This is a genomic window from Candidatus Methylospira mobilis (assembly GCF_009498235.1).
In the GTDB taxonomy this organism is placed as follows: domain Bacteria; phylum Pseudomonadota; class Gammaproteobacteria; order Methylococcales; family Methylococcaceae; genus Methylospira; species Methylospira mobilis.
Map to the genome: position 1 here is coordinate 3,383,118 of NZ_CP044205.1, position 23,716 is coordinate 3,406,833.

Annotated in this window: 24 protein-coding genes; 12 read left to right on the forward strand and 12 right to left on the reverse strand. The window is 55.1% G+C overall.

The window, feature by feature from the left end; translation table 11 throughout:
* Positions 1 to 9: 9 nt before the first annotated feature.
* A complete protein-coding gene (gene fabA / locus F6R98_RS15425; RefSeq protein ID WP_153251089.1) occupies positions 10 to 525 on the reverse strand; it encodes a 3-hydroxyacyl-[acyl-carrier-protein] dehydratase FabA in 516 nt (171 codons plus the stop codon).
* 135 nt (positions 526 to 660) lie between these two features.
* Here fabA and F6R98_RS15430 point away from each other — a divergent pair, with 135 nt between their 5' ends.
* The 8 genes from F6R98_RS15430 to F6R98_RS23010 all read left to right on the forward strand — a co-directional run bounded on the left by F6R98_RS15430 (position 661) and on the right by F6R98_RS23010 (position 6,061).
* The gene (locus F6R98_RS15430) at positions 661 to 1,479 is read left to right on the forward strand and encodes a PHP domain-containing protein (RefSeq protein WP_265588104.1); all 819 of its coding nucleotides are present in this window, start codon (positions 661 to 663) and stop codon (positions 1,477 to 1,479) included.
* Entirely contained in the window at positions 1,472 to 2,080 is a 609-nt protein-coding gene (locus F6R98_RS15435; RefSeq protein WP_315699607.1) for a DNA-3-methyladenine glycosylase I, read from the forward strand. The genes F6R98_RS15430 and F6R98_RS15435 overlap by 8 nt, the downstream gene beginning before the upstream one ends.
* A 336-nt stretch (positions 2,081 to 2,416) precedes the next feature.
* A complete protein-coding gene (locus F6R98_RS15440; RefSeq protein ID WP_153249816.1) occupies positions 2,417 to 2,626 on the forward strand; it encodes a cold-shock protein in 210 nt (69 codons plus the stop codon).
* A gap of 143 nt (positions 2,627 to 2,769) precedes the next feature.
* Positions 2,770 to 4,521: a DEAD/DEAH box helicase gene (locus F6R98_RS15445; protein WP_153249817.1), complete on the forward strand. Its 1,752-nt coding sequence runs from the start codon at positions 2,770 to 2,772 to the stop codon at positions 4,519 to 4,521.
* A 241-nt stretch (positions 4,522 to 4,762) separates the two neighbouring features.
* Complete coding sequence (locus F6R98_RS15450) at positions 4,763 to 5,089, forward strand: hypothetical protein (RefSeq protein ID WP_153249818.1); 327 nt, start codon at positions 4,763 to 4,765, stop codon at positions 5,087 to 5,089.
* Between the two features lie 86 nt (positions 5,090 to 5,175).
* Positions 5,176 to 5,397, forward strand: a complete 222-nt coding sequence (locus F6R98_RS23000; protein WP_320412136.1) for a pyridoxal-phosphate dependent enzyme — start codon at positions 5,176 to 5,178, stop codon at positions 5,395 to 5,397.
* 14 nt (positions 5,398 to 5,411) lie between these two features.
* Positions 5,412 to 5,696: a pyridoxal-phosphate dependent enzyme gene (locus tag F6R98_RS23005; RefSeq protein ID WP_320412137.1), complete on the forward strand. Its 285-nt coding sequence runs from the start codon at positions 5,412 to 5,414 to the stop codon at positions 5,694 to 5,696.
* A gap of 26 nt (positions 5,697 to 5,722) precedes the next feature.
* Positions 5,723 to 6,061, forward strand: a complete 339-nt coding sequence (locus F6R98_RS23010; protein WP_320412138.1) for a hypothetical protein — start codon at positions 5,723 to 5,725, stop codon at positions 6,059 to 6,061.
* A gap of 52 nt (positions 6,062 to 6,113) precedes the next feature.
* Here the strand turns inward: F6R98_RS23010 and minE are convergent, their stop codons facing one another.
* The 3 genes from minE to minC all read right to left on the reverse strand — a co-directional run bounded on the left by minE (position 6,114) and on the right by minC (position 8,319).
* The gene (gene minE / locus F6R98_RS15460; RefSeq protein ID WP_153249819.1) at positions 6,114 to 6,383 is read right to left on the reverse strand and encodes a cell division topological specificity factor MinE; all 270 of its coding nucleotides are present in this window, start codon (positions 6,381 to 6,383) and stop codon (positions 6,114 to 6,116) included.
* 4 nt (positions 6,384 to 6,387) lie between these two features.
* On the reverse strand, positions 6,388 to 7,197 hold the full coding sequence (minD, locus tag F6R98_RS15465; RefSeq protein ID WP_153249820.1) for a septum site-determining protein MinD: 810 nt from the start codon (positions 7,195 to 7,197) through the stop codon (positions 6,388 to 6,390).
* 393 nt (positions 7,198 to 7,590) lie between these two features.
* A complete protein-coding gene (gene minC / locus F6R98_RS15470; RefSeq protein WP_153249821.1) occupies positions 7,591 to 8,319 on the reverse strand; it encodes a septum site-determining protein MinC in 729 nt (242 codons plus the stop codon).
* Between the two features lie 317 nt (positions 8,320 to 8,636).
* On the opposite strand from minC, the gene F6R98_RS15475 reads away from it, so the two are divergent.
* Positions 8,637 to 9,512 (forward strand): YicC/YloC family endoribonuclease, encoded by an 876-nt coding sequence (locus F6R98_RS15475; protein WP_153249822.1) that lies wholly within the window; start codon positions 8,637 to 8,639, stop codon positions 9,510 to 9,512.
* Positions 9,513 to 9,572: 60 nt separating this feature from the next.
* Here the strand turns inward: F6R98_RS15475 and F6R98_RS15480 are convergent, their stop codons facing one another.
* Positions 9,573 to 10,634 carry a PstS family phosphate ABC transporter substrate-binding protein gene (locus tag F6R98_RS15480; protein WP_228124905.1) on the reverse strand — a complete coding sequence of 354 codons (1,062 nt, stop codon included), beginning with the start codon at positions 10,632 to 10,634 and terminating at the stop codon, positions 9,573 to 9,575.
* A 914-nt stretch (positions 10,635 to 11,548) separates the two neighbouring features.
* Here F6R98_RS15480 and coaBC point away from each other — a divergent pair.
* The 3 genes from coaBC to argB are packed head-to-tail and all read left to right on the forward strand — an operon-like array spanning position 11,549 to position 14,126.
* Entirely contained in the window at positions 11,549 to 12,778 is a 1,230-nt protein-coding gene (gene coaBC, locus F6R98_RS15485) for a bifunctional phosphopantothenoylcysteine decarboxylase/phosphopantothenate--cysteine ligase CoaBC (RefSeq protein ID WP_228124906.1), read from the forward strand.
* A complete protein-coding gene (gene dut, locus F6R98_RS15490) occupies positions 12,750 to 13,205 on the forward strand; it encodes a dUTP diphosphatase (RefSeq protein WP_153249823.1) in 456 nt (151 codons plus the stop codon). Before coaBC ends, dut begins: the two co-directional genes overlap by 29 nt.
* Before the next feature lie 12 nt (positions 13,206 to 13,217).
* Positions 13,218 to 14,126: an acetylglutamate kinase gene (gene argB / locus F6R98_RS15495; RefSeq protein ID WP_153249824.1), complete on the forward strand. Its 909-nt coding sequence runs from the start codon at positions 13,218 to 13,220 to the stop codon at positions 14,124 to 14,126.
* Between the two features lie 288 nt (positions 14,127 to 14,414).
* On the opposite strand, the gene F6R98_RS15500 is transcribed toward argB, so the two are convergent.
* The 7 genes from F6R98_RS15500 to F6R98_RS15530 all read right to left on the reverse strand — a co-directional run bounded on the left by F6R98_RS15500 (position 14,415) and on the right by F6R98_RS15530 (position 23,623).
* A complete protein-coding gene (locus tag F6R98_RS15500; RefSeq protein ID WP_153249825.1) occupies positions 14,415 to 14,990 on the reverse strand; it encodes a YggT family protein in 576 nt (191 codons plus the stop codon).
* Positions 14,990 to 15,817 (reverse strand): pyrroline-5-carboxylate reductase, encoded by an 828-nt coding sequence (gene proC / locus F6R98_RS15505; RefSeq protein WP_153249826.1) that lies wholly within the window; start codon positions 15,815 to 15,817, stop codon positions 14,990 to 14,992. The genes F6R98_RS15500 and proC overlap by 1 nt, the downstream gene beginning before the upstream one ends.
* Positions 15,818 to 16,297: 480 nt before the next feature.
* Positions 16,298 to 16,984, reverse strand: coding sequence for a YggS family pyridoxal phosphate-dependent enzyme (locus F6R98_RS15510; RefSeq protein ID WP_153249827.1), 687 nt, complete (start codon positions 16,982 to 16,984; stop codon positions 16,298 to 16,300).
* A gap of 116 nt (positions 16,985 to 17,100) precedes the next feature.
* Positions 17,101 to 19,335 (reverse strand): PAS domain S-box protein, encoded by a 2,235-nt coding sequence (locus tag F6R98_RS15515; protein WP_194269972.1) that lies wholly within the window; start codon positions 19,333 to 19,335, stop codon positions 17,101 to 17,103.
* Between the two features lie 13 nt (positions 19,336 to 19,348).
* Entirely contained in the window at positions 19,349 to 20,272 is a 924-nt protein-coding gene (locus F6R98_RS15520; RefSeq protein ID WP_228124907.1) for a phosphate/phosphite/phosphonate ABC transporter substrate-binding protein, read from the reverse strand.
* Between the two features lie 76 nt (positions 20,273 to 20,348).
* Complete coding sequence (locus tag F6R98_RS15525) at positions 20,349 to 22,562, reverse strand: sensor histidine kinase (RefSeq protein ID WP_153249829.1); 2,214 nt, start codon at positions 22,560 to 22,562, stop codon at positions 20,349 to 20,351.
* On the reverse strand, positions 22,544 to 23,623 hold the full coding sequence (locus F6R98_RS15530) for a uroporphyrinogen decarboxylase family protein (protein ID WP_153249830.1): 1,080 nt from the start codon (positions 23,621 to 23,623) through the stop codon (positions 22,544 to 22,546). The genes F6R98_RS15525 and F6R98_RS15530 overlap by 19 nt, the downstream gene beginning before the upstream one ends.
* Between the last annotated feature and the right edge of the window lie 93 nt (positions 23,624 to 23,716).

Below are 23,716 nucleotides of genomic sequence, written 5' to 3' on the forward strand. Positions count from 1 at the left end.
TGGGCCTCCTCAGAAATCGTCCGTAGAGATAAACAGACCGACGCGCAGGTCGGTCGCTTCATAGATGATTTTGCCGTCGCACGCCATTGTTGCATCGGCGATCCCCATCACTAATTTACGCATCATGACTCTTTTGAGATTGATCTGGTAAGTAACCAGCGAATTGTGCGGCAATACCTGTCCACGAAATTTTACCTCCCCAACGCCAAGCGCCCGTCCGCGCCCCTTTCCATCCATCCATCCCAGATAGAAACCGACCAATTGCCACATGGCGTCGAGACCCAGACAGCCGGGCATAACCGGATCGTTCTGGAAGTGACAGGAAAAAAACCACAGAGCGGGATTTACGTCCAGCTCCGCAACTATCTCTCCCTTTTTAAGGGCTCCACCATCGTCGTTGATTCGGATAATCCGGTCAAACATCAGCATCGGCGGCAGCGGCAGCTGCGCGTTACCTGGACCAAACAATTCACCCCTACCACATTGGAGCAGTTCTTCCCGGGTATAGCTATGCTGCTTTTGCATTGTTATTTTTGGCACCTTGACCGGCATATATTAAGTTAAGAATGATATTATCGCTCACTTGGAAAATAAATTCAGTAGCAACGTCAAAACCAGGGCTACAGACTCGCCATACATATAATGAACTCACGCCACGACATGCATACACATTCGCTTGCGTCCGACGGCGTCTATGAACCGGCGGAACTGGTACGACATGCCGCGCAGGCCGGCATCACCGAACTGGCGTTAAGCGATCACGACACCACCGCAGGCATAGTCGAAGCCGACGCAACGGCGTGCCAGACAGGGATAAGACTGATTCCCGCCGTTGAAGTTTCCACAAGCTGGCAGTCAAAAGCCATACACATTGTGGGCCTCAACATCGACATCGACTCGCCGGTTTTGCAAGCCGGCTTGCGAGAGCTGCAAAACATACGTGACGCCCGCGCCAGAGAAATGGGAGCCCGGCTGACAAAACACGGTTTTCCGGATAGCTATTCCGCTGCCATGGCGCTTGCCGGAGCAGGCATGATAACGCGCACGCATTTTGCCAGACACCTGTGCAATATCGGCGTAGCAGGCAGTATCAGCGAGGTGTTCGAGCGCTATCTGAGACAGGGAAAGCCGGGCTATGTATCCACGCAATGGGCGGAAATCGGCGATGCCATTGCCTGGATTAAAGCCGCTGGAGGCGTAGCGACATTGGCGCATCCCCATCGCTATAAACTGACCGCCAGCTGGTTGCGCCGGCTGCTCACCGACTTCAAGCAGGCGGGAGGACAGGCAATGGAGATTGTTTCAGGAAACACGCCGCCGCAGGATATACAAAGCGCCGCCACTCTGGCGCGAAAATTCGAGCTATTGGCTTCGACAGGCTCCGATTTCCACGCCCCCGAACACACCTGGGTCAAACTGGGCAGGCTGCCTGCCTTGCCAGCCGACCTTGTGCCGGTTTGGAGTTGCTGGCGTGCATGACGGCAAAAACACCATTGAGCGATGTCTGTGGGCCTGTAAAACGCCGGAAGAGCAGCATTATCACGACAAGGAGTGGGGCGTTCCCCAACACGATGACCGCGTTTTGTTTGAGTTTCTGGTGCTCGAAAGCGCTCAGGCCGGCTTGAGTTGGCTGACAATACTGCGCAAACGGGAAGCCTACCGCGCAGCTTTCGCCGGATTCGCTGTCGAACAGGTTGCAGCGTTCGACCCGAAAAAAGTCGAGGAACTCATCGCCAATCCCGGCATAGTTCGTAATCGTCGCAAAATCCTCTCGGCCGTTTCCAACGCAAAGCTGTTTCTGGACATACAGGAAAGCTTCGGCAGCTTCGACAGCTACTTATGGCGCTTTGTCGACAATACACCGCTTCAAAACGCCTGGCGCGGCGCCGGCTGCGTACCTGCGCATACCCCGCAATCGGACGCATTAAGCAAGGATCTGCGCCAACGCGGCTTTCAGTTTACCGGCACCACTATAATGTATGCCTATATGCAGGCAGTAGGCATGGTGAACGATCACAGCATTAACTGTTTTCGCTGGGCGGAGTGCGCACGCCCCAAACAGTTGCAGGAAACCCCATAAAGACGCTTTGGCGCATCCAATAGCAACCCCCGGTAGACAACAGCCATTGACACCTTACAAAGCGGCGAACCAGCCGTTCCACGGTTGAAGAATGCAACCCGCCTCCATCCCTAAAAAATAATACAGCATTTACGCATGAATGATTGAAATAGACATAAGGCTTCTGTATGCTTGAACTCGGCTGCGTTTAGGATCGTTGCAGTTGAGTCTGTACAGTTAGCCTCTGTGACCCTCTTCAACCGCTCCCTCTCCCAGTTGGAAAGCCGCGCGATCAGTAAATATAACGGGTTGTATCGGCTCAGTTGAGCATATTTAAGTTAGTGAGATTTAACAAGCATGTCACAAGAGCAGAAAGGAACCGTAAAATGGTTCAATGAAACAAAAGGTTACGGGTTCATCCAAAGTGAGAAGGGTGGCGATTTGTTCGTTCACTTCCGCTCCATAGTCGGGTCGGGATTTAAAACACTCAAGGAAGGGCAAGCGGTATCCTTCATTGAAGTACAGGGACAGAAAGGCCCGCAGGCAGATAACGTAACTGTTCTGTAACGGCGTATTTAGGAAATGCTTTGAAAAAGCAGGCCGCAAGCAGGCCTGCTTTTTTGTTTTTTAGTCCGCAATCGGCTGCGCCCGGGTAATACTGCGGACCCAGTGTCATACACTCCATAATAAATTTTTGAGTCATCCTCCTGATGGAATCAACCGAAACATCCTTCACATTCTCAGAACTTTCGATTTCCGCTCCTCTACTTCGAGCAATCAGCGAAATCGGTTATGAAACCCCGTCACCTATCCAGGCGGCAAGCATCCCTCACCTTCTGGCGGGACACGATCTCCTGGGCCAGGCGCAAACAGGAACCGGCAAAACCGCCGCGTTTGCCCTTCCCATACTCAATGCCGTGGATCTTAACCGGCGCGAACCGCAGGCTTTGGTGCTGACTCCTACGCGCGAACTGGCGCTGCAGGTAGCGGAGGCATTCCAGAGCTACGCTCGCCACCTGCGCGACTTCCATATCCTGCCCATCTACGGCGGACAGTCCATGGACGTGCAGCTACGTCAGCTACGTCGCGGCGCCCATATTATCGTCGGTACGCCGGGCCGGGTAATGGATCACCTGCGCCGCGAAAGCCTCAACCTGGACGGTTTGCGCACGCTGGTGCTGGACGAAGCCGATGAAATGCTCAAAATGGGCTTTATCGACGATGTCGAGTGGATACTCGAACATACGCCGCCCAAGCGGCAAATCGCATTGTTCTCGGCGACCATGCCGGAGGCGATCCGCAAGGTTGCAAAACGTCATCTGCGTGATCCAAAGGAAGCACGCATAGAAGCGAAAACAGCGACGGTCGAAGCCATCTCGCAACGCTATTGGCTGGTATCCGGCGCGCATAAGCTGGATGCGCTGACGCGCATCCTGGAAGTCGAAGACTTCGACGCGATGATCATTTTCGTTCGCACCAAAGTCGCTACCGAGGAACTGGCGGAAAAGTTATCGGCCCGAGGTTATTCCGCTGCGGCGCTGAACGGCGACTTGAGTCAGGCGTTGCGTGAAAAAGCGGTAGAGCGTCTCAAGAAAAAGTCTCTGGACATCCTGGTCGCCACCGACGTCGCCGCGCGCGGACTGGACGTTGAACGAATCAGCCACGTCGTGAACTACGACATACCTTACGATACGGAAGCCTACGTACACCGCATAGGCCGCACCGGACGCGCAGGGCGCAAAGGCGAAGCCATACTGTTTGTCGCACCGAGGGAAAAACGCATGCTGGGCGCAATAGAAAAAGCCACGCGCCAGCGCATACGCGAAATGCATCTCCCCTCCCAGCAGGACATTGCCGATCGCAGAGTCGAACAGTTCCGCGAACTGGTCATGAGTACGCTGGAGAATGAAGAACTAAGCTTCTATAGCAACTTCGTACAGCATCTTGCCAAGGAACAAAAACTGACTGCGCTGGATCTGGCCGCAGCGCTGACTTTCCTCGCGCAAAAGGAACGCCCGCTGCTGCCCGCCCTCAAACCTCCCGCCAGCGAACTCTCTCATGACAGAGGCGACGCCAAAACCCCGCGCGCGCCCCGCAGAGAGCGCCCCGAACAGGCGGGCGGCGAACCGCGCGAAAACCGACGGCGCGAAAAAGGCGGTGATGAAGAAGGCGTGTTGTACCGTCTGGAGGTCGGACGCAACGACGGCGTGACGCCACGCGAGATAGTCGGCGCAATCGCCAATGAGGCCGGCATTCCGGGACGTTTTATCGGACACATCAAACTTTACGACGAATTCAGCACCGTCACGCTTCCTGCCGACACGACCAAGCAGGCGCTCAAGAAACTGGAAAAAACCTGGATCATGGGAAAACCCATACAGATACGGCTGTGGGCGGACGAAAAGGCAGGCCCGAGCGTTTCAATCAGGAAACCTAGAAAAAAAGCCGTATCGCCCGAGTAAGCTGTTTGAGGAATCGCGTCCGGAGCGGCAGAGCGGAAGCTGACCCGTGATAAACGCACTGTGGTAAAATGCTACAACGCATGTCGAATACGGCTTTAATCGCGGCGCGCAAAAGCACAGAGCAAGTGTCCGTTGTTCCGGTACTTTGTCGTCCAGAAAGCTTCCATGCGGAAGCATGGCAAGAGTTGAATAATTATCAGCTAATATACGAACTAAAAAAATCGGGAAGGATTATATAATTATGAACCTAAATTTTATTCTGGCAAAAACATTGCAATTTGTAACGTTTTTGTTTTTTATCTTCATGGTATTGGTGTATTTCGGCCTGGTACTAATGCTGGCGCTCGCGGTGCTGTGGTACACAACCAAAATCATCACGCTGATCGGTTTGCCGGCAGTGATTGCGGTTGCCGCAGGAATAGCCGCCCTGGGTTACGTCGGTCTGACCCTTACACGCATGCCACTGCTTTACACGCTGATTCTGGAAGTCGGTCTTGAACTGGTTAACTTCGGTCAAACCCAGGTTAAACGCTTCGATCCCATCGTCGAAAAGGCTGCAAACAGATAACCGTACCGGACACGTAGAGAGGGGTATGAAGACTGCCGACAGCATTTGATCTGGTCGGCAACACCCCTCTGGTTCGTATTAAACACTTGCTGCCCAAATCGGCTGGAGCCGCGCAAGTCGTTGCCAAACTGGAGTTCTTCAATCCTGCTCACAGCGTAAAAGACCGCATCGGTCTGGCCATGATCAATGCCGCCGAACAGGCAGGATTAATCAAGGCCGACACCATCATACTCGAGCCCACCAGCGGAAATTCCGGCATAGCGCTGGCGATGGTTTGCGCAGCGCGCGGCTATCCTTGCGCGCGCTGACCATGCCGGAAACCATGAGCAGGGAAAGACGCGCGCTGCTGCGCGCCTATGGCGCCGATTTGATTCTGACTCCGGACCCGGCGGAAGGCATGTCCAGCGCCATCCGCAAAGCGGAGGAGCTGGCTGCCGCGGATCCCCGTTACTTTATTCCGCAACAGTTCAGAAACCCCGCCAATCCGGCCATCCATCGCAGCACGACCGCAAAAGAAATCTGGCGCGATACCGACGGGCAAATCGACATACTGGTTGCGGGCGGTGGACACCGGCGGCACCATAACCGGCGCAGGCATGGCGCTTAAGGAACGTAAACCGTCAATTCAATGCATTGCAGTGGAGCCCGACGCGTCGCCGGTACTTTCAGGCGGACAAAAAGGCTCACACCAGCTACAAGGCATCGGCCGCCGGTTTCGTACCGGAAATACTTAATCGAAACGCCTACGATGAAGTTATCCATGTAAAAAATGACGATGCGCTGGAAACAGCGTGCCGTTCGGCACGGGGGAAGAAGGTCTTCTGTAGGCATCTCGCGTCCGGCGCAACCTTGTGGACGGCATTACAGGTCGCTCAACGCCCGAAAAACAAGGAAAAACTGATAGTCGCAATCGTCCCATCCTTCGGAGAGCGCTATCTGAGTACGACGCTTTTTGCCGGGCTCAGTGATTAAAGGCGGCATGGTAGGATAGGGTGCGCGACCAGTATTTGCGCCGGTATAACCCTTAACGCCGCCGCGTGGTCTTGTCGTCAGGCAATACGATGTTCAGCTCGAGTATTTCCCGCGTTTCATCCTGATCCATGGTCACGGTAATATCTTCGCGATCAACTTTCACATACTTTCCGATTACCTCCAACAGTTCGCGCTGCAAATCCGCCAGATAGGGCGGCTTGTTGCGCTCAGCCCTCTCGTGCGCGACCAGTATTTGCAGGCGCTCCTTGGCAATGGAGGCGCTCGGCCGTTGCGTAGACAGAAAATAGTCAAGCAGCCCCATATCGTTACCCTCCAAACAAGCGGCCGAAAATTCCTTTTTTCTCCTCCTCCAGAAAACGATGAGGAACCTCTTCGCCCAGATATCGGCGCACTACATCGGAATATGCTTGCCCTGCATCGCTACGCTCATCAAGAATCACCGGCGTACCGGCATTGGAAGCGCTCAACACGGCCTTGGACTCGGGAATGATGCCCAACAGATGCAGCGACAATATTTCCTGCACATCATCGACACTGAGCATTTCACCCAACTTCACGCGCTGAGGCGAATAGCGCGTCAACAACAGAAACTCCCTGATCGGCTCAGCACCGGTTTCGGCGCGGCGCGACTTGCTTGCCAGTATGCCCAGCATGCGGTCCGAATCCCGTACCGAAGAAACTTCAGGATTGGTTACGACAATCGCATCGTCTGCAAAATACATGGCCAAGGTAGCGCCACGCTCGATGCCTGCCGGCGAATCGCAAATGATATACTCAAAAGTCTCACTCAACTCATTGAGTATTGCTTCAACACCGTCGGCGCTCAGCGCATCCTTGTCACGGGTCTGAGAAGCGGGCAATATGAACAGATTCTCCGAGCGCTTATCCTTTATCAAGGCCTGATTCAAGGTCGCTTCACCGTTGATGACACTGATAAAGTCGTACACTACACGACGTTCGCATCCCATAATCAGATCAAGATTACGCAACCCGACATCGAAATCTATCACTGCGGTACGATGTCCTTTCAGCGCCAGCCCCATGGAAATAGCAGCACTGGTTGTCGTTTTTCCTACACCGCCCTTACCCGAAGTTACTACAATGATACGCGCCAAAACCAAATCCCCCGCTCATATTTTCAAGATCCTCCTTGCAACAAGAAGGTCAGTTAAGGAAGCACTGAATAAAGCACTCCGTTCGTGATTTTACAAACCCGCCATGAACGGAAACTATAGCTTGCCGATCATCCCAAGCCCGTCCGGGCATAAAATCAACTTTCCCGCATGGATACGCTGCGACATGTTCGAAGTCAGCCGCCGCAGCCTACCCTCCGGATATCGATAGCCTGAGAACCTAGCACATGATAAAACTTGTAAATCCAGCTTATCCACACGCTAATGACATGACGATCGGAGATAAACTATTTTCAAAAACGACACGCCGGGCGATTTCTCTTATCAGTACGCAACATTGATATTACGCAAAAGAATAATCAGTATTTACCTAAATCACAAGTTCTCGATAATCAGCGCGTTATCGCGCAACTGAATCTTGACAGGCTTACCTTTGTCGTTTTCGTTCAATTGCTCGTTAACCCGGTAATGCCCGGCTACCGAAATCAGTTCCGCCTGCAGATCCTGACAGAATATCCGGCTGCTTTCCTCCCCCTGCGCCCCGGCCAGAGCACGTCCGCGCAAAACGCCGTAAACATGAATATTGCCATCGGCGATGATTTCAGCTCCGGCGCTAACCGGCGCCAGCACCACCAGATCGCAGCCCGAAGCATAAATATGCTGTCCGGAGCGGACAGGTTGATCGATTATTTTGCTTGGTGTCCTGGCCGGAACGGCGGAAGGTTTTACCGCTGCAGCAGGACGATGAGCTACTGCTGTCGCGGCCGGCTCGTGACGCAAATCGGCCAAAAGCGTCAGACCTGCTTGCGTGACGGCATCCTGCAAGAACGCGCCGCCACCGCGTAAACCGATGGGCGTCATCGATAACGAACGCAATATTGCCAGCAACTCGAACAATTCATGCTCAAGCAAGGACTCCTGCAGCTCCTGCAAATCAATGATCAGCGGCGCATTGCGAAAAAAAATCGGGGCCCGCTCGACCTTCTCAGCAAGCACAGGCTGCAAGGTTTGAATCTGTTTACTGAAAAGCCTCAACACCGGTACATTGATCGAACCGCTTTTCAACTCGAAAAGCGAACTTTCCGCCTGTTTCGTTACTGTCATCGAAGGCACTGACTCTCAAAAAGGTTATACTCAGAACATTATAGATTGTATCATCGTAAGAAGGTAATTAACCGATATAAGCCTTGCAACCTGACCTGACCGCATTCCATTCTTGTGAAAACTCAAAATATACCATCATACCGGCATACCGGCATGGAACACTGGTGACCTGCCAGTCAGGAGTTGCTGCGTAACCATCAATGAAAACCGGGTTAAGGCATTCTCAACCAGAGCGGCACACTAAAAACCTTACTTCAACAGCATAAGTTCCCAGGCAGACAAACCCCAACCTCTCATTCAAAATACAAGGAACTGCAATGAAAATCCATAGCATGACAGCGTTCGCAAGCGCAGAGCGGCTGATTTCAGGCTGGCAGGCCACATGGGAAATACGCTCGGTAAACCATCGTTTTCTCGACCTGTCCTTTCGTTTACCCGACGCATTTCGCTTTGTCGAAACCGTCGCTCGCGCCCAGGTCGGCAGTCACGTCAAAAGAGGTAGACTGGAGCTGAACCTGACCTTGAAAAAGGATATGCAGGAAGCGGCGCAAATCAGCATCGACACCGCGCTGATCGAAGAGCTGATACACGCAATGTCTACTATCGAACACTACAGCAAACACTGTTTGTCGCCGTGCTCGCCGCTGGAGTTGCTTCGCTGGCCGGGCGTACTCAAGGAATCCGACGTCGATAAGGAAGCATTGCAGCCGCAACTGCTGGATGCACTGGAAGAAGCGCTGAAACGGCTGGTAGCAAGCAGAGAGAACGAAGGCCGGCAATTAGCCCTGTTGATACAGGAACGTTGCGAGCAAATTCGCGCGCATATTGCCAAAACGCAGCGCAGGATTCCTGAAATATTGCACTTTAACCGGCAACGGCTGCAAGCACGTCTCGCGGAACTGGCTGCACGTCCGGAACCGGACCGTCTACTGGAACAGGAAATGGTATATCTCGCGCAAAAACTCGATGTCAGCGAAGAGCTTGACAGGTTGAACACCCACCTGGACGAAGTAACCCGAACGTTGCGACTTGACGAAGCGATCGGTAAGCGTCTGGACTTCCTGGCGCAGGAAATGCACCGGGAAGCCAATACCCTGGGTTCCAAATCGGCGGATAGCGAAACCACGCTGGCTTCGGTGGAAATCAAGGTGCTGATAGAGCAGATACGGGAACAGATTCAGAATATCGAATAACAAAAAAGCCCCGCAATGAGAGGCTTTTCAAGCAACAACACAATGAAGCAGCGTTGATGCTTACTTGATGGACATAATTTTCAACGCTCTGGCGTCAGCAACAACCTTCTTGCGCTCAGCAGCCGGCAGCGGGATAAGCCCCTTGCCCACCAGATAGCCTTCTTCGCCGGATGCCTTATCGCTGGTAAATTCGGCAATATAAGCTTCTATACCCGGAATCAGGGGAATATGCGCTTTCTTCACGTAGAAGAACAACGGACGTGAAATAGCGTACTTGCCGTTGGCAATGCTCTCGAAACCGGGCGCCTGCCCCTCAATAATAGCACCCTGCACCTTGTCGGTATTCTGCCCCAGGTAGCTGAAACCGAAGATACCGATCGTATCGGGATTCTGCTCCAGCTTCTGGATAATCAGATTATCGTTCTCGCCGGCTTCGGTGTAAGCGCCGTCCTGACGCACGGTTCTGCAGACATTTCTGAAAAAGTACTCATCCGTTTCCTTTTTTGCTTTCAGCCACGGAATATCCATGCAGCCTCCTTCGAGCGCCAGCTCGGCAAAGGCGTCACGAGTACCGGAAGTTGGCGGCGGACCCAATACTTCGATCCTGGTAGCGGGCAAACGCGGATTGATTTCGCTCCAGGTCTTGTACGGATTCTCAATCAGGCTTTCGGTTTCAGGATGAACCGGATCAGGTATGCGCTTGGCCAGAGCCAAATAAAGCTCCTTCAAACTCAAATCCAGTTTCTGCGTATTTTTCCTGGAATAAGCCAGCACGATGCCGTCGTAACCGATTTTAACGGCGACAATGTCGGTTACGCCGGCCTTGGCGCAGTCCTCCAATTCTCTTTTCTTGATCGAGCGCGAAGCGTTGGCGATATCGATATACTGCGGTCCCACTCCACTGCAAAATAGCTTGAAGCCACCGCCAGTGCCGGTTGACTCCACTTTAGGCGTTTTGAATTTGCCTGATTTACCCAGATTTTCCGCCACGGCGGTGGAAAACGGAAAAACGGTGGAAGAACCCGCGATGCTGATGCTGTCGCGAGCAACTTCGCCATTCACCGTGCCGGAAACCGCCAACAGCAGCGAGACTGCAAGCGCCATATTGGCTTTGTACTTCATATAAAACCTCTTTTTCTCAGATGACCCGGTTCACAGGTGTATAAACAAAAGCTCCCAGTTATTTAAACCGGGGGCCGCGCTATTTCAGCACCAGAGGTATATCAGGTAATACCCTGGAAGTCGAAAAGCACTTCCATCAAGCTGGCGTTGTACTACTGGTTATTGTATCAACAGCTCGTAGTCGAGCCATTAAAGCTAAAGTTGTTGTAACCGGTCGCGAACGCAACAGCGGATATTTGGAATCTGCGCCGGAAATGAGGACCAACCCGCAAAACCCTCGCTACCGGGGATGACGCGCGCTGTGTCCTTTCGGCACTATGAACCAGCAATAAATCGTAACTATTCAGTAAGTACTTTTGAGTCAAGACCCGGGATGGACGCATTAAAACTATTAATCACGAATAAATCAAATATTTCCCTTAAACCAGATTGGCTCTCTATTATGCTATCCATTTGTTTATAAATAACTTTGTAGCTTTAATACGATTACCCTGAGTCATAACCGAAGCAGTCGAGTCGAGGCAAGCCAGTCGAGTCACGCTGCAAATCCGTCCCAGGAAGCGCCATGGGCACATAAGGTCTCGCCTTACTCACCTCACTTCCTTTCCTGCGGGTTTGGTTGAATAGTTACAAGAAATCAAAGCAAAACTGTTCCGTCCATCAATCTGAATAGACGCCGCCCACCATAAACAGTAAGCTATGCGCTCATGGAGGCTCGCGGACATCCCTGCCATAGCCGGTCTCGTCAGACTACCCTGGGAACCCTTTGAATAACTGCTCATTCGGTGATGCTGAATAGCTACCATACTTAGTTACTATAAAGCGGGTAAGCCAGGCATTTATCCGGGAAAGTACAGACAGTACCGGCTTAATGACGCTTTAAATCGTTCAACCAGAATAGTTCAGGATGAAACTTGATTAACTTAGCGCTACCGCCGGCCGGAAAGAAAATCCTGCTGGGCGTAACCGGCGGAATCGCCGCCTACAAGACGGCGGAACTGACGCGTTTACTACGCGTAGAAGGGGCGGAAGTACGCGTGGCGATGACCGAAGCCGCGATGCAATTTGTAGGCGCGCTGACATTTCAAGCCTTATCAGGCAATCCGGTGCATACGCAGCTGCTCGACGCACAGACGGAAGCGGGCATGGGACATATCAGTCTGGCGCGCTGGGCCGATCTGATTCTGATTGCGCCGGCCAGCGCCGACTTTATCGCTCGGCTGCGGGCGGGGTTTGCCTCAGATCTATTATCGGCGCTGTGTCTTGCGCGAACGTGTCCGCTGGCCATTGCGCCAGCTATGAATCAAGCCATGTGGAAACATCCGGCGACGCAGGAAAACGTTGCTCGCTTAACGGATTGGGGCGTACAGATACTGGGGCCGGCGCAGGGCAGCCTGGCTTGCGGCGAGGAAGGTCCGGGGCGCATGCTGGAACCATCTGTATTATTACAACACCTTGCCGGATTATCGGGCAGCGGCGTGCTGACCGGATTATCGGTATTGATCAGCGCGGGCCCGACACGGGAACCGCTCGATCCCGTCCGATACCTCAGCAACCGCAGTTCCGGCAAAATGGGACTGGCTATCGCGCTGGCCGCCCTGCGCGCCGGCGCCAAAGTTGGACTGGTGCATGGTCCCATAGCGCTGAAACCGCCGCGCTGCCATGAACAAATACAGGTCGAAAGCGCGCAGGAGATGCATCGGGCCGTGCTGGAACGCGCCGCCGCTTACGATATTTATATAGGGGCTGCCGCAGTGGCCGATTACACGCCCATGCAGTACTCATCGCAAAAAATCAAGAAAACCGATGACAAGCTCAGCATCCCGCTCTCAAAAACCGCCGATATCCTGGCGGCGGTGGCCCAGATCGCCCCCCCTCCGTTCACAGTGGGATTCGCCGCAGAAAGCGAAGACCTGGAAAATTATGCGCGAGGCAAACTGCAAAACAAAAAACTCGACATGATTGCCGCCAACGCCATCGGCAACGATAATACCGGGTTCAACAGCGATACCAATGCGCTGAGCGTTTTCTGGCAAGACGGCTCAATTGTACTGCCGCTTGCCTCCAAAACGAGAATTGCCGAACAACTCATCAACCTGATCGCACAACGCTTCCATGCAAAAAATTCAACTCAAACTTCTTGACAAGCGCCTCGGCAACAGCATTCCGCTCCCCGCATACGCCACGCCCGGCTCCGCAGGCCTGGATTTGCGCGCATGTATTGACGAACCCTTGCGGCTGGAACAGGGAGCGACCTTTTTAATTCCGACCGGTCTCGCCATTCATATCGGGGATACCGGACTGGCAGCCGTATTGCTGCCGCGCTCCGGCCTTGGCCACAAGCATGGCATCGTGCTGGGCAACCTGACCGGTTTAATCGATTCGGACTACCAGGGCCAGGTGTTTGTGTCATGCTGGAACCGCAGCCAGGAGTCGTTTGAAATTCAGCCGGGAGACCGCATCGCGCAAATGGTGTTCGTACCGGTCGTTCAGGTAGAATTCGAACAGGTCGACGACTTCAGCGCCAGCCGGCGCGGCGAAGGCGGCTTCGGTCATAGCGGACATCAGTAAACGTAAGCAAGAATGAAACAACAGACAAGCATTATCCCTCACTCAGCCACCCAGATCGCAACCGTATTAACGGAAGCGCTGCCTTATATCCAGCGATTCAAGGGTAAAACCCTGGTCATCAAATACGGCGGCAACGCCATGACCGACGAGCAGTTGAAAAGCAGCTTCGCCAGCGACATCGTATTGCTCAAACTGGTCGGCATCAACCCCGTCATCGTGCATGGAGGAGGTCCGCAAATCGGCAGCGTGCTGCAACGCCTCGGCAAAACCAGCGAATTCATCCAGGGCATGCGCGTTACCGACAGCGAAACCATGGATGTGGTCGAAATGGTGCTGGGCGGGCTGGTCAACAAGGAAATCGTCAACCTGATCAACCGTCACGGCGGTTCCGCAGTCGGATTGACCGGCAAGGACGGCCAGCTGGTCAGAGCGCGGCGTCTGGTCGCCACACAGTTGTTCAAGGATGCTGATCAACCGGAAATCATAGACCTGGGTTATGTTGGAGAAGTGGAAAGCATCGACCCATCGCTACTGCATATGCTGATACAGAGCAATTTCATCCCGGTTATCGCGCCGATAGGCGTGGGCGCGGACGGACGTTCGTACAACATCAATGCCGATCTGGTCGCGGGCAAAATGGCCGAGGTTCTGAAGGCGGAAAAGCTGATTCTGCTTACCAACACGCCGGGGGTGCTGAACAAAAACGGGGAGCTGCTGACCGGTCTGACCCTGCCGGAAGTCGATGCGCTGATAGAAGACGGCACCATCAGCGGCGGCATGATCCCTAAAACACGTTGCGCAACCGATGCGCTTAAAGCGGGCGTCAACAGCGCTCAGGTTATTGACGGACGCACCGATCATGCCGTATTGCTGGAGCTGTTCACCGATCAGGGCATCGGCACGCTGATGCTGAGGCGTTGAGACTTGCATTGTAACGCTTCGGCCAGCGGAGCCTGTGCGGGGCGGTTGCCCTCAAACTGACCGGCGGCGTGCGAGCCTTCGGCTGAAACGGTTAGTAGGAGCGGGCTTTAGCCAGCGAATAACAGACCGCTCGCGGGCTAAAGGCCGCTCCTACAGGATATGCAGTGGCAGCTGGATAGTAAGCCTTTTAATTTAATAACCGCTACCCGGCGACGCCGGCCACAACCAATGACCGAATTTCAATGCTCCGATCAGGCTTTCACGGGCTCAAAGCTGATGCAAAAATTGCTACCCCAACACCACCAAAAGCTGTTGCAACGGCGGAGTAATCAGCATTTTCAGCACTTGCAGCGCTACAAAAGCAGCCATCGGCGACAAATCCACGCCGCCTATAGCAGGGATCAGCCCCCGGAAAAAATCCAGCACCGGATCCATCAAGCCATGCAGCAGCTTGATAGCCGGATTGTAGGTTGCCGTCGCAAACCAGCTCAACAGCGCCACAACCAGAATACCGTAGATATACAGATTGAACAGCATGTCCAAAATCTGCAGCAACGCCCAGACCGAAAGCGCCACCGGATTCAACGCCAATCCCTGCAATGTAAAAATCAGGTAGCCCGCCAGTATCTGCACGATAAAAACCAGAGCGATGGACGCGCTGTCGACCCGTCCGACGGATGGCAACACGCGTCGTAGCGGGCGTAACAGCGGGTGGGTGATTTTTACCAGAAACTGCGAAACCGGATTGTAAAAATCGGCCTCCACCAGTTGCAATAAAAAGCGCAGCAGTAAAGCGAATACGTACAGGCTGAATAGCGTGTCTATTAAGAAAAGCAGCGGTTGCCCCAGATATTCGATACCCATTATTCGACTCCTGCGCCTTGCGACAATTCAACGGCCTTTTGTTGGGCTGCGCGTATGGCCGCCTCGACGGTGGCGCGCAACCCGGATTCTTCGAAAACGCGTATCGCCTGTTCGGTTGTGCCGCCGGGCGAAGTCACTTTTTCTCTCAACTGCGCTGGCGCTTCATCGGACTCAATGGCGAGACGCGACGCGCCCAGTGCCGTTTGCTGGGTCAGTATCCGCGCAGTTTGCGGAGCCAATCCCAGCTGCACTGCCGCAGTTTCCATTGCCTCCATGAACAGGAAAAAATAAGCCGGTCCGCTTCCCGACAAAGCGGTAACGACATCCAGTAAACTTTCATTCTCCACCCATACGGTAAGACCGACCGCCCTGAGCACCGATTCGGCCTGATTGCGCTGTTCGAAGCCGACCGAAGCATGCGCATACAAACCGGTTGCGCCGCTTTTGACCAGCGCGGGCGTGTTCGGCATGCTGCGCACTATGCTGCTATAACCATCCAGCCAGCGCGTTATGTCGGCTATCGCTACCCCAGCCGCCAATGAAACAGCCAGGGGCTGGCTTTGCCGGATCGCGGCGGCAATCTCCTGCGCGGTATAACGTAAAACCTGAGGCTTCACAGCCAGCACGACAAGCCGCGCCTGATTAACCACTTCATTGTTGTCCGGAGTGGTGTGAATACCAAAACTCGCGGAAAACTGTTCGCGCTTGTCTTGATTCGGGTCGGAAACCCAAATATTCGCAGGCGCGTAACCATCGGCAATCAATCCGGCAATTAAACTGCCGGCCATGTTCCCGGCCCCAATAAAGCCCAGTTTTTGTTGTTTCATGTCGTTTCTCGAACAAATCCGGTAATTGTTTAAATTTGAATTTCCCCTTCCATGGCATAGGTATCTAAACCCAGCGCTCACCCTGCGTGCGACGTAGGCGGTTTTTCACAAGGCATGCCCGTGCCCCCCCGTAGCTGAACAGTGATGCAACACACTTCGCGGGACGCGGAGCCGGGTTGGAGTGAAGGTCTGAAGCGGTTGATTTTCTCCAACGCTATCGTAAGCTTTCCGCCTGTTTTATCCTCACCCTGCCCTTCTCCAGAGCATAGGTATCTACACAAGTTCCCTCTCCTGTGGGAGAGGGTTAGGCTGAGGGTAAAAGCGTTTGAGTTATCAAAAGCTTTGACGCAAGCGACAAGCGCTTTACACCCTCCCCCCTCCACAACAAGGAAGTTCAATTAAAAACAATGACTTGTTTACTTGTGCCGATATCCATGCCCATGGAGAGAGTGGGAGCAAATATTATTTTAACATCCCCGCTTACATTCTGACCGGACGCGCGCCAAAAATGGCGGAACCGATACGCACCAGGGTAGCGCCCTCCATGACAGCGGCTTCCAGATCGTCTGACATGCCCATGGACAATGTGTCCATGCCCGGCGCATGCAGCGCTTCCAGCGCGAGGCGCAAACGCCTGAACGGAATGCGCTGCCTGTCCATGCCTCCGCCCGGCTCAGGAATGGCCATCAAGCCGCGCAGTTTTAAACCCGGCAGCCTTACCACTTGCTCTGCCAGAGCGGGCAACTCTGCGAGGCTGACCCCCGACTTGCTGGCTTCATCGCTGATATTGACCTGCAAACATACGTTAAGCGGCGGCAGATTTTCGGGACGCTGCTCGTTCAAACGCTCGGCTATTTTAAGCCTGTCGACGCCATGCACCCACTCGAAATGCCCGGCAATCAAGCGCGTTTTATTGGATTGTATCGGCCCGATGAAATGCCAGATCAAATCCAGACCGGCAAGCTCGGCTTGTTTAGCCAGGGCCTCCTGCAGATAACTCTCTCCGAAATGGCGCTGGCCCGCGTCCCAGGCCTCCCTGATACAGGAAGTCGGCTGCGTTTTGCTCACTGCCACCAATGTCACCGACCCCGGCGTCCGCCCAGCCGACGCCTCGGCGCACAATAAGCGCTGTTTTACAAGTTGAAGGCGTTCGGCAATCGATGTCATCGGTAAATCTGAGTAGAATATCCTGCCGCCCATTCTATCTCACCACGCTGCGCATAGGCCACCGGCATAGCTATTTACGGATAGTCGAGTTTCCGAGGAAGGCTGTGCCAGTGTGGTCATGATGCGCCGGTTGATTGCCGGGAAGACCGGGTGTCCATTGGCAATTCAAACCAGAAGGTGCTGCCGCAGCCCTCGCCCGCCGATTCCACGCCTATCCTGCCGCCATGATGCTCCACTATCTTGCGGCACAAAGCCAGACCCACACCCGTGCCTTCGAAGCGCGTCCGGGCTTGCAGACGGGAGAAAACCTTGAATAAGCGTTCGGTCTGATTCGGGTCTATGCCGATGCCGCGATCGCGGACCGTCACCCGGAACAGCGCGGGGGTGGCGGCAGCATGGACTTCCACGCACGGCGGCTGGTCCGGCTCATGGTATTTGAGCGCATTGCCGATCAGATTCTGCAGCAATCGCATCAGTTCGTCGCGGCTGGCAACCAGCTCCGGCCAGTCGCCCGTCACCTCTACCGCCCCATCGCCGGCGATGATGTCCGGTTTGAGCATGGCCAGCGTATCATCCAGCACCTCACGGCTGGAGATAGGCGTTATCGGGTCGGTCTTGCGGCCCACGCGGGAGAAATCGAGCATCGCGAGTATCATCTGATCCATGCGCTTCGCACCTTCGATCGCGTAGCTGAGATATTCCCTGGTATCCTCGTCGAGCCGCCCCGCCAGCGCTTTTTCGAGCAGCGTTAAATAACTGGCGACCATCCGTAACGGCTGGCGCATGTCGTGGGAAACGGCGTAGGCGAATTGATCCAGTTCGGCATTGGAACGCTTGAGCTCCTCTTCCATCTTTTTGCGCTCTGTGATGTCGCGAGAGGAATTGAACAGTACCGGCTTACTTTCCAGTTCGAGTGGAAAGCCGCTGACCTCGACATCGAAAACGGTTCCGTCTTTACGCCGGTGGCGAGTTTCGAACTGGGAGCGGCCCTGTTGTGCGAATTGTTGATCGAGAATGCGGCCGATGTCGGCACCGACGAATTGCGCGTCCCATTGAGAGACGTGCATGCCGATTATTTCGGCGCGCCGGTAGCCCAGCATGGCGCAGAATGATTCGCTCGCCTCAATGATGTTGCCGTTGATGTTCAGGATATGAATGCCGTCGCTGGCATTGCGCAACAGTGCAAGGTTTTTTTCGCTCTCCCGTTTCAGCGCTATTTCGGTCTGTTTGCGCGCCGTAATATCATGGGCGATGCCCAGTACGCCGGTCAGGTGCTCTGACGCATCCTCTATTGGCGTGATGACGATTTCAAGTAAGGCTTTATACCGGTCATCGGCAAAGGTTACCCATTTTTCCCGGGTAATGGAATTCCCCGACGCCATGGCGCGGCGGTCATGCGACAGAAAAAAATCAGCAAGGCCGGTACCGGCGAAATCGTGGTCGGTTTTCCCAATGATTTCTGCCTCTTTTGCACCCAAAAAACGTTCGAACATCGGATTACAGGCAAGATATACGCCCTTCATATCTTTAAGCCAGATCAGATCATGCGCCGTATTGAATATCATGCGCAGACGGGCGCTGCTTTCGAAGCTTGCTTTTTTTTCCGCGGCAATTGCATCCAGCATCCGGTATAGCTGGCGCGCTAGGACGCCGATTTCATCCGCGCGCTCAATTTCAGCGCGTTGGAATGCCTGTCCATGTTCCATGTTGATGGCAACTTTCGCCAGACGGTCCAATCCACTGGTCAGGCTGCGTGCGATCCAGGCGGCAATAATGGCGATCATCAGCAACAGAAAAACGGCTATGCCAATACCGGCGAAGGCAATCTTGCGCAAATTGGCGTTCACGGTGTCCCGCGTCAGCTCAACCCGTACCCAGCCAATAGGGCGATTGCCGGCCTTGATCGGCACCGCAACGTCGATCAGGTTGGATGCATTGAGCAGGATATGCGGCTCTGGCTGCAGTGTTAACAAGCGCAGACTGATTGCGTCGCCGAGCGACTGACCAATATATTCGGATCGGGTCGAGGCGAGTACTTCGCCCTGAGGCGACAGCACGACGGCAAACTTGATGTCCTTGGTTTGCGTCGCGCCTTTTAATACTTCCTGCAAACCGGCAACATCGTCCGCCAATACCCAGGATACGCTGCTGAAGGATAACGCTTGCGCCAGGCCGATTGCGCCCTCGGTGCTCTGCGCGTATTGAAAATTGCGCTGATAACGGAAAAGAAGATAGCCGCTTCCCAGGATGAGGGTCAGCGAAACCAGTGAAAATGACCACGCGAGCTGGCGGCGAATGGATTGATGCCACACCTGACGGAGTCGTTCAAGCGAGCGTCGGATCGGATGCATGGCCATGTACGCTTCAGTACTCGACCCGGCGGATTGTTTTGGAAAAAATTGCCAGAAAATCACGTACCGGGCGATAAGTTTCATCCGTTGCCGGTTCGAAACGGGAAAGAGGCAGACGCTCGAGCAGCGCCTTGCCCTGCCCGCTTTGATTCAGATCGAACAGCAGTTGAGCAAACCGGTCGGCAACCGCCGCCGGAATATTCTTGCGCGCCACCCAGCCGTTATTGAGCAAGGGTTTGGTTTTCCATTTTACAATGAGCTGGCTCGCCAAATCGGGGTACTCCGCGGAAAAAGCCTCCCAGGGTACCGGCCAGGTAGCGCCGGCGGCTACATGACCCAGCAATACATCCATGATTACCGATTCCTGAGAGCCCACGTAACGGTTTTCGATGTCGCGATTGACGTCGATGCCGTGGGCGTGCAGATAGTACTGCGGCATCATGGTTGCCGCCACCGCAGTCTCGGCCGGGTAGGCAACTGCTTTGCCCTTGAGATCGGCCACTTCGCGGATGCCGCTATCCTTGCGTATCAGGATGATGCCGTAAAAAACCTCGTCATCGTCCATTTTGCCAAATATGCGATAGCCATGTTTGAGGGAAAGTATCGTTTGATAGGGGTTGGGCATGGCGAAGTCGAAATGCCCGGCGTAGAGTTTTTTTTCGAATTCCCCGTAGTTGCGGGACGCCTCCAATTTGAAGCGCGCTTCCGGGATATGGCTGTTCATGTAGTCCACGATCGGTCCGTATACGTCCATCAGACGCTGGGGATTATGCAGGGGATGAATACCGACCACGTACTCCGTCGCCTGCGACTGGCTCCTGGGGCTCAGGCTGGGCTGGTAAGCGCTTTCTTCCTGTTTGCCGCAAGCCGTCGCCAACAACAGCGCCGTGGCGAGCATGACCCACCCGCTTATATTCCTGTGAATGGAGTTAAACATTGCAGTCTCCGGATGAAAACGCCGTAACGGGCGACAATCCCGCATATCAATTTCCGACGGCAAGGGAGCTGAACAGTTACGATTTTTCAGCCGCAGATTTCAGCGGCAATTCAAACCAGAAAGTGCTGCCACAACCTTCGCCTGCCGATTCCACGCCTATTCTACCGCCATGATGCTCCACAATCTTGCGGCACAAAGCCAAACCGATTCCGGCGCCTTCGAAGCGCGTGCGGGCTTGCAGGCGTGAGAAAACCTTGAATAAGCGTTCGCTCTGATTCGGGTCTATGCCGATGCCGTGATCGCGGATCGTCACCCGGAACAGCGTGGGCGTGGCAGCTGCATGGACTTCCACGCGCGGCGGCTGATCCGGTTCATGATATTTGAGCGCATTGCCGATCAGGTTTTGCAGCAATCGCATCAATTCGTCGCGGCTGGCGACCAGTTCCGGCCAATCGCCCGTCACCTCTACCGTTGCAGCGCCGGAAGTGATACCCGGCTTAAGCATGGTCAGCGCCTCATCCAGTACCTCACGACTGGAAACAGGCGTTATCGGATCGGTTTTGCGGCCAATGCGGGAGTAGTCCAGCATCGCGAGGATCATCCGGTCCATGCGCGTCGCGCCGTCGATAGCGAATATCATGTACTGGCGGGTATCTTCGTCGAGCTGTTCATCCAGCGCTTTTTCTATAAGCGACATGTAACTGGTGACCATGCGTAGCGGCTGGCGCATGTCGTGGGAAACGGCATAGGCGAACTGATCCAGCTCGGCATTGGAACGCTTGAGCTCCTCTTCCACCTTTTTGCGTGTGGTGATATCGCGTGCAGCGGCGAATATACCGGCCACGTTCCCTTGTATATCGCGGTAAAGCGTCGTGTTGTAAAGCACATCGGTCAGCTTGCCTGAAGCATGGCGGATTGCAAGCGGGTAATCGGTCACGGAGCCCTGTTCGAACACCTGCCGATAACCGGCGCGCGCTTTTTCCGGCTCGGTAAAATAATCGGAAAAATCGCTGCCTATGAGCCTGCCGCGTGTTACGCCGGTGGCATTTTCGGTGGATGCATTGACATCCATGATTCTGCCGTCGGCACCTATCGTAACCAGAGGATCAAGGCTGGCTTCAATCAGGCTGCGCGCGTAAAGCGCGCTTTCGCGCAACGCCTCTTCCGTCTGCTTGCGCTCGGTGATTTCCATCGTCAACTCGGCTGTGCGCTCTTCGACACGCTGCTCCAGTTCCGCCTGGGATGCGCGCAGAGCGCGCTCCGTGTCGCATAGCCTGTCGTAGGTGCGCGCATTGGCAATAGCCACGCGCAATACGGGCATGAGCAGGAGCGCCAAATTCAGATAGGCGCGTTGCCGTTCGGCATTCAGAATTTCTTCCACCGCCACCAGGCCCATCGTTTGTTCGCCGTAGATGATGTGAAAATAGAAGCCCTGGATTGTATCCAGCACGCCATGGGGCTCGGGTCGTTGCAGGAGTCGTAACAGCATATCCGAATTCCCGCTACCCGCCGGGTGCGAGAAATATTGCCATGCGTCATTATCGCCGGAGAGCAAAAGGTGCACCGCCCGCGGCGCGCAAAGCACAGTGAACAGTTCGAGGATGTCGCCGATGATGCATTGCTCCCCCTGATAAGGCATCAGACGGCCGATGAAATCGTAGGCCATGGTAAAATCGGCCAAACGATGCTGGTTTTCCGCGATTTGCCAGGTATAGCGGGTATTGGTTTCCTGAAGCTCCCAGCGCAACAGCGTATTGGAGAGCGTCGCGCGCAGCAGATCGAGTCCGGCTGGAAGCGTCTCCAGCGGTACCCCCGTGGCGGATGCGAAGATCGCTCCCTCCGCCTCGGTCAGCGAAGCCGCCCCGAGATCGATCACCACCCAGGCTCGTACGGACTCGGTGTAATACGCGCGCAACTGCTCCGGCGTCATGTCACGGCACAGCGTAGTCTCCGGCCAGACCCGCACCATGGACGGCGTCAACAGGTGTGCGCCTCGGGCCAGCAGTTCCGTCACCGCGCCGACGCCCAGCACGAGTTCGAAACACGAAGCCAGCGTTGCCGGGCAAGCCGGTAGACCGGAACAAGCACCCATCAGGCGGAGCGTCGGCAGGGTTGGTTGCGGCGGGATTTCCTCGGTGAAGGCCGAGCAGGGGCGGTCGTCGCAAGCGCCGCGGATCGGCACGATCTCGACATCGCTCCTGCCCTCCGCCGCCAACGCCGCTTTGATTTCGTCGGCAAAGAAGGCGCAGACGGCGAGTCTCAGCCCGGGCTTCAGCGGGATGCTCGCCATGCATCCACCCAGGTAAGAGGATATTGCCCCCAGCGTCTGACGCTCTCGGCTACCGCCAACAGCACGGCATCCGGCACATCGAAAGGGATTTCGCCATGGTGATCGGTCAGAACGAAGCCGCCGCCCACGCCGGCGGCGGCAATGGCGTTCTTGACTTGACGCTCCGCTTCCGCCTCGTTCCAATGGAGCATGGCAAGGCCGTTGAGATTACCGAAAATAGACGCGCGGCGGCCGACAGCGGCCTTAACTGCGGCGAGATCGTCGTCGGCGGAAATAGCGACGCCCTGGGTTCCTGTCGCGAGCACATCGGGGAGGATGGACAGGGCGCGGCCACTGGCAAAATGGGTAACGGTCGGCCCGGCGATGCGCGCCAGGGTGCGACGGGCGATGGGTTGTCCCAGGCGGCGATAAAGTTCCGGCGTCAGAATCGTGCTGGAACTCACCGGATCGGAGTAAACCAGCGCGGTGGCGCCCGCAGCCAACTGCGCATTGGCCCAGGCAACGCAAAACGTCTCGTTGATCGACCACAGCGGTTCCAATGCCTCGGGAGCGTCCATCAGCATTTGTAAATAGGCCGGAAAACCCATCTGCATGACAGGCAGGGAGAAGGGCGACACTACCACGCCGACCACCGGCACCGCGCCTTTTGCCGCGGCGCTGAGCAGCGACTGCGCTTCCAGCAGGCGGCACAGCGCCGGGCATTCCTCTATGCGCGGGACACCAAGTCCGGCGATATCGTCCGGCGACCGCACGATGGGTTCTCCTGCATTGGGCGGTCCGCGGTCGTAAAAGCGGACTTCGCCGCCGAATGCTTCGAACTCAACGGCCGAGTAAGAGGGGCCACAGAGAAAATCGTTGCCATAGCGCTGCCGAAAGCGCAGTTGCGACTCCGCCATCAAGCGCGGCGAGCGGAAGTATTCCTGCAGCGGAACGCCCATTTCCGCAGCGCCCTGGACGGTCAGCGGTAGAAAGAGCGGCACGCGATCCGGCTCGTGCAAGCCGATTGTGGTCATAACGCGCTCCATGGAGGTCATTTCGCAGTGTGGCGTTTCAGGCGGCATGGCGGTGCTCCAGAAAATGACGGACCAGACGGATGGCATCGGTGGAGCTTGCACCCATGGCGTCGGCGCCCACCTCCCGCCACAGTTGCGGAT

Excerpts from the sequence above, each read along its gene's own strand:
- proC (WP_153249826.1), bottom strand. The coding sequence starts at position 15,817 with ATGAAACAACAAAAACTGGGCTTTATTGGGGCCGGGAACATGGCCGGC.
- F6R98_RS15510 (WP_153249827.1), bottom strand. The coding sequence starts at position 16,984 with ATGACATCGATTGCCGAACGCCTTCAACTTGTAAAACAGCGCTTATTG.
- F6R98_RS15520 (WP_228124907.1), bottom strand. The coding sequence starts at position 20,272 with ATGTTTAACTCCATTCACAGGAATATAAGCGGGTGGGTCATGCTCGCC.
- F6R98_RS15500 (WP_153249825.1), bottom strand. The coding sequence starts at position 14,990 with ATGGGTATCGAATATCTGGGGCAACCGCTGCTTTTCTTAATAGACACG.
- minC (WP_153249821.1), bottom strand. The coding sequence starts at position 8,319 with ATGACAGTAACGAAACAGGCGGAAAGTTCGCTTTTCGAGTTGAAAAGC.
- F6R98_RS15480 (WP_228124905.1), bottom strand. The coding sequence starts at position 10,634 with ATGAAGTACAAAGCCAATATGGCGCTTGCAGTCTCGCTGCTGTTGGCG.
- F6R98_RS15530 (WP_153249830.1), bottom strand. The coding sequence starts at position 23,623 with ATGCCGCCTGAAACGCCACACTGCGAAATGACCTCCATGGAGCGCGTT.
- F6R98_RS15450 (WP_153249818.1), top strand. The coding sequence starts at position 4,763 with ATGAACCTAAATTTTATTCTGGCAAAAACATTGCAATTTGTAACGTTT.
- F6R98_RS15430 (WP_265588104.1), top strand. The coding sequence starts at position 661 with ATGCATACACATTCGCTTGCGTCCGACGGCGTCTATGAACCGGCGGAA.
- F6R98_RS15525 (WP_153249829.1), bottom strand. The coding sequence starts at position 22,562 with ATGGCGAGCATCCCGCTGAAGCCCGGGCTGAGACTCGCCGTCTGCGCC.
- F6R98_RS15445 (WP_153249817.1), top strand. The coding sequence starts at position 2,770 with ATGGAATCAACCGAAACATCCTTCACATTCTCAGAACTTTCGATTTCC.
- F6R98_RS15515 (WP_194269972.1), bottom strand. The coding sequence starts at position 19,335 with ATGCATCCGATCCGACGCTCGCTTGAACGACTCCGTCAGGTGTGGCAT.
- F6R98_RS23005 (WP_320412137.1), top strand. The coding sequence starts at position 5,412 with ATGAGCAGGGAAAGACGCGCGCTGCTGCGCGCCTATGGCGCCGATTTG.
- argB (WP_153249824.1), top strand. The coding sequence starts at position 13,218 with ATGAAACAACAGACAAGCATTATCCCTCACTCAGCCACCCAGATCGCA.
- F6R98_RS15475 (WP_153249822.1), top strand. The coding sequence starts at position 8,637 with ATGAAAATCCATAGCATGACAGCGTTCGCAAGCGCAGAGCGGCTGATT.
- fabA (WP_153251089.1), bottom strand. The coding sequence starts at position 525 with ATGCAAAAGCAGCATAGCTATACCCGGGAAGAACTGCTCCAATGTGGT.
- minE (WP_153249819.1), bottom strand. The coding sequence starts at position 6,383 with ATGGGGCTGCTTGACTATTTTCTGTCTACGCAACGGCCGAGCGCCTCC.
- F6R98_RS15440 (WP_153249816.1), top strand. The coding sequence starts at position 2,417 with ATGTCACAAGAGCAGAAAGGAACCGTAAAATGGTTCAATGAAACAAAA.
- dut (WP_153249823.1), top strand. The coding sequence starts at position 12,750 with ATGCAAAAAATTCAACTCAAACTTCTTGACAAGCGCCTCGGCAACAGC.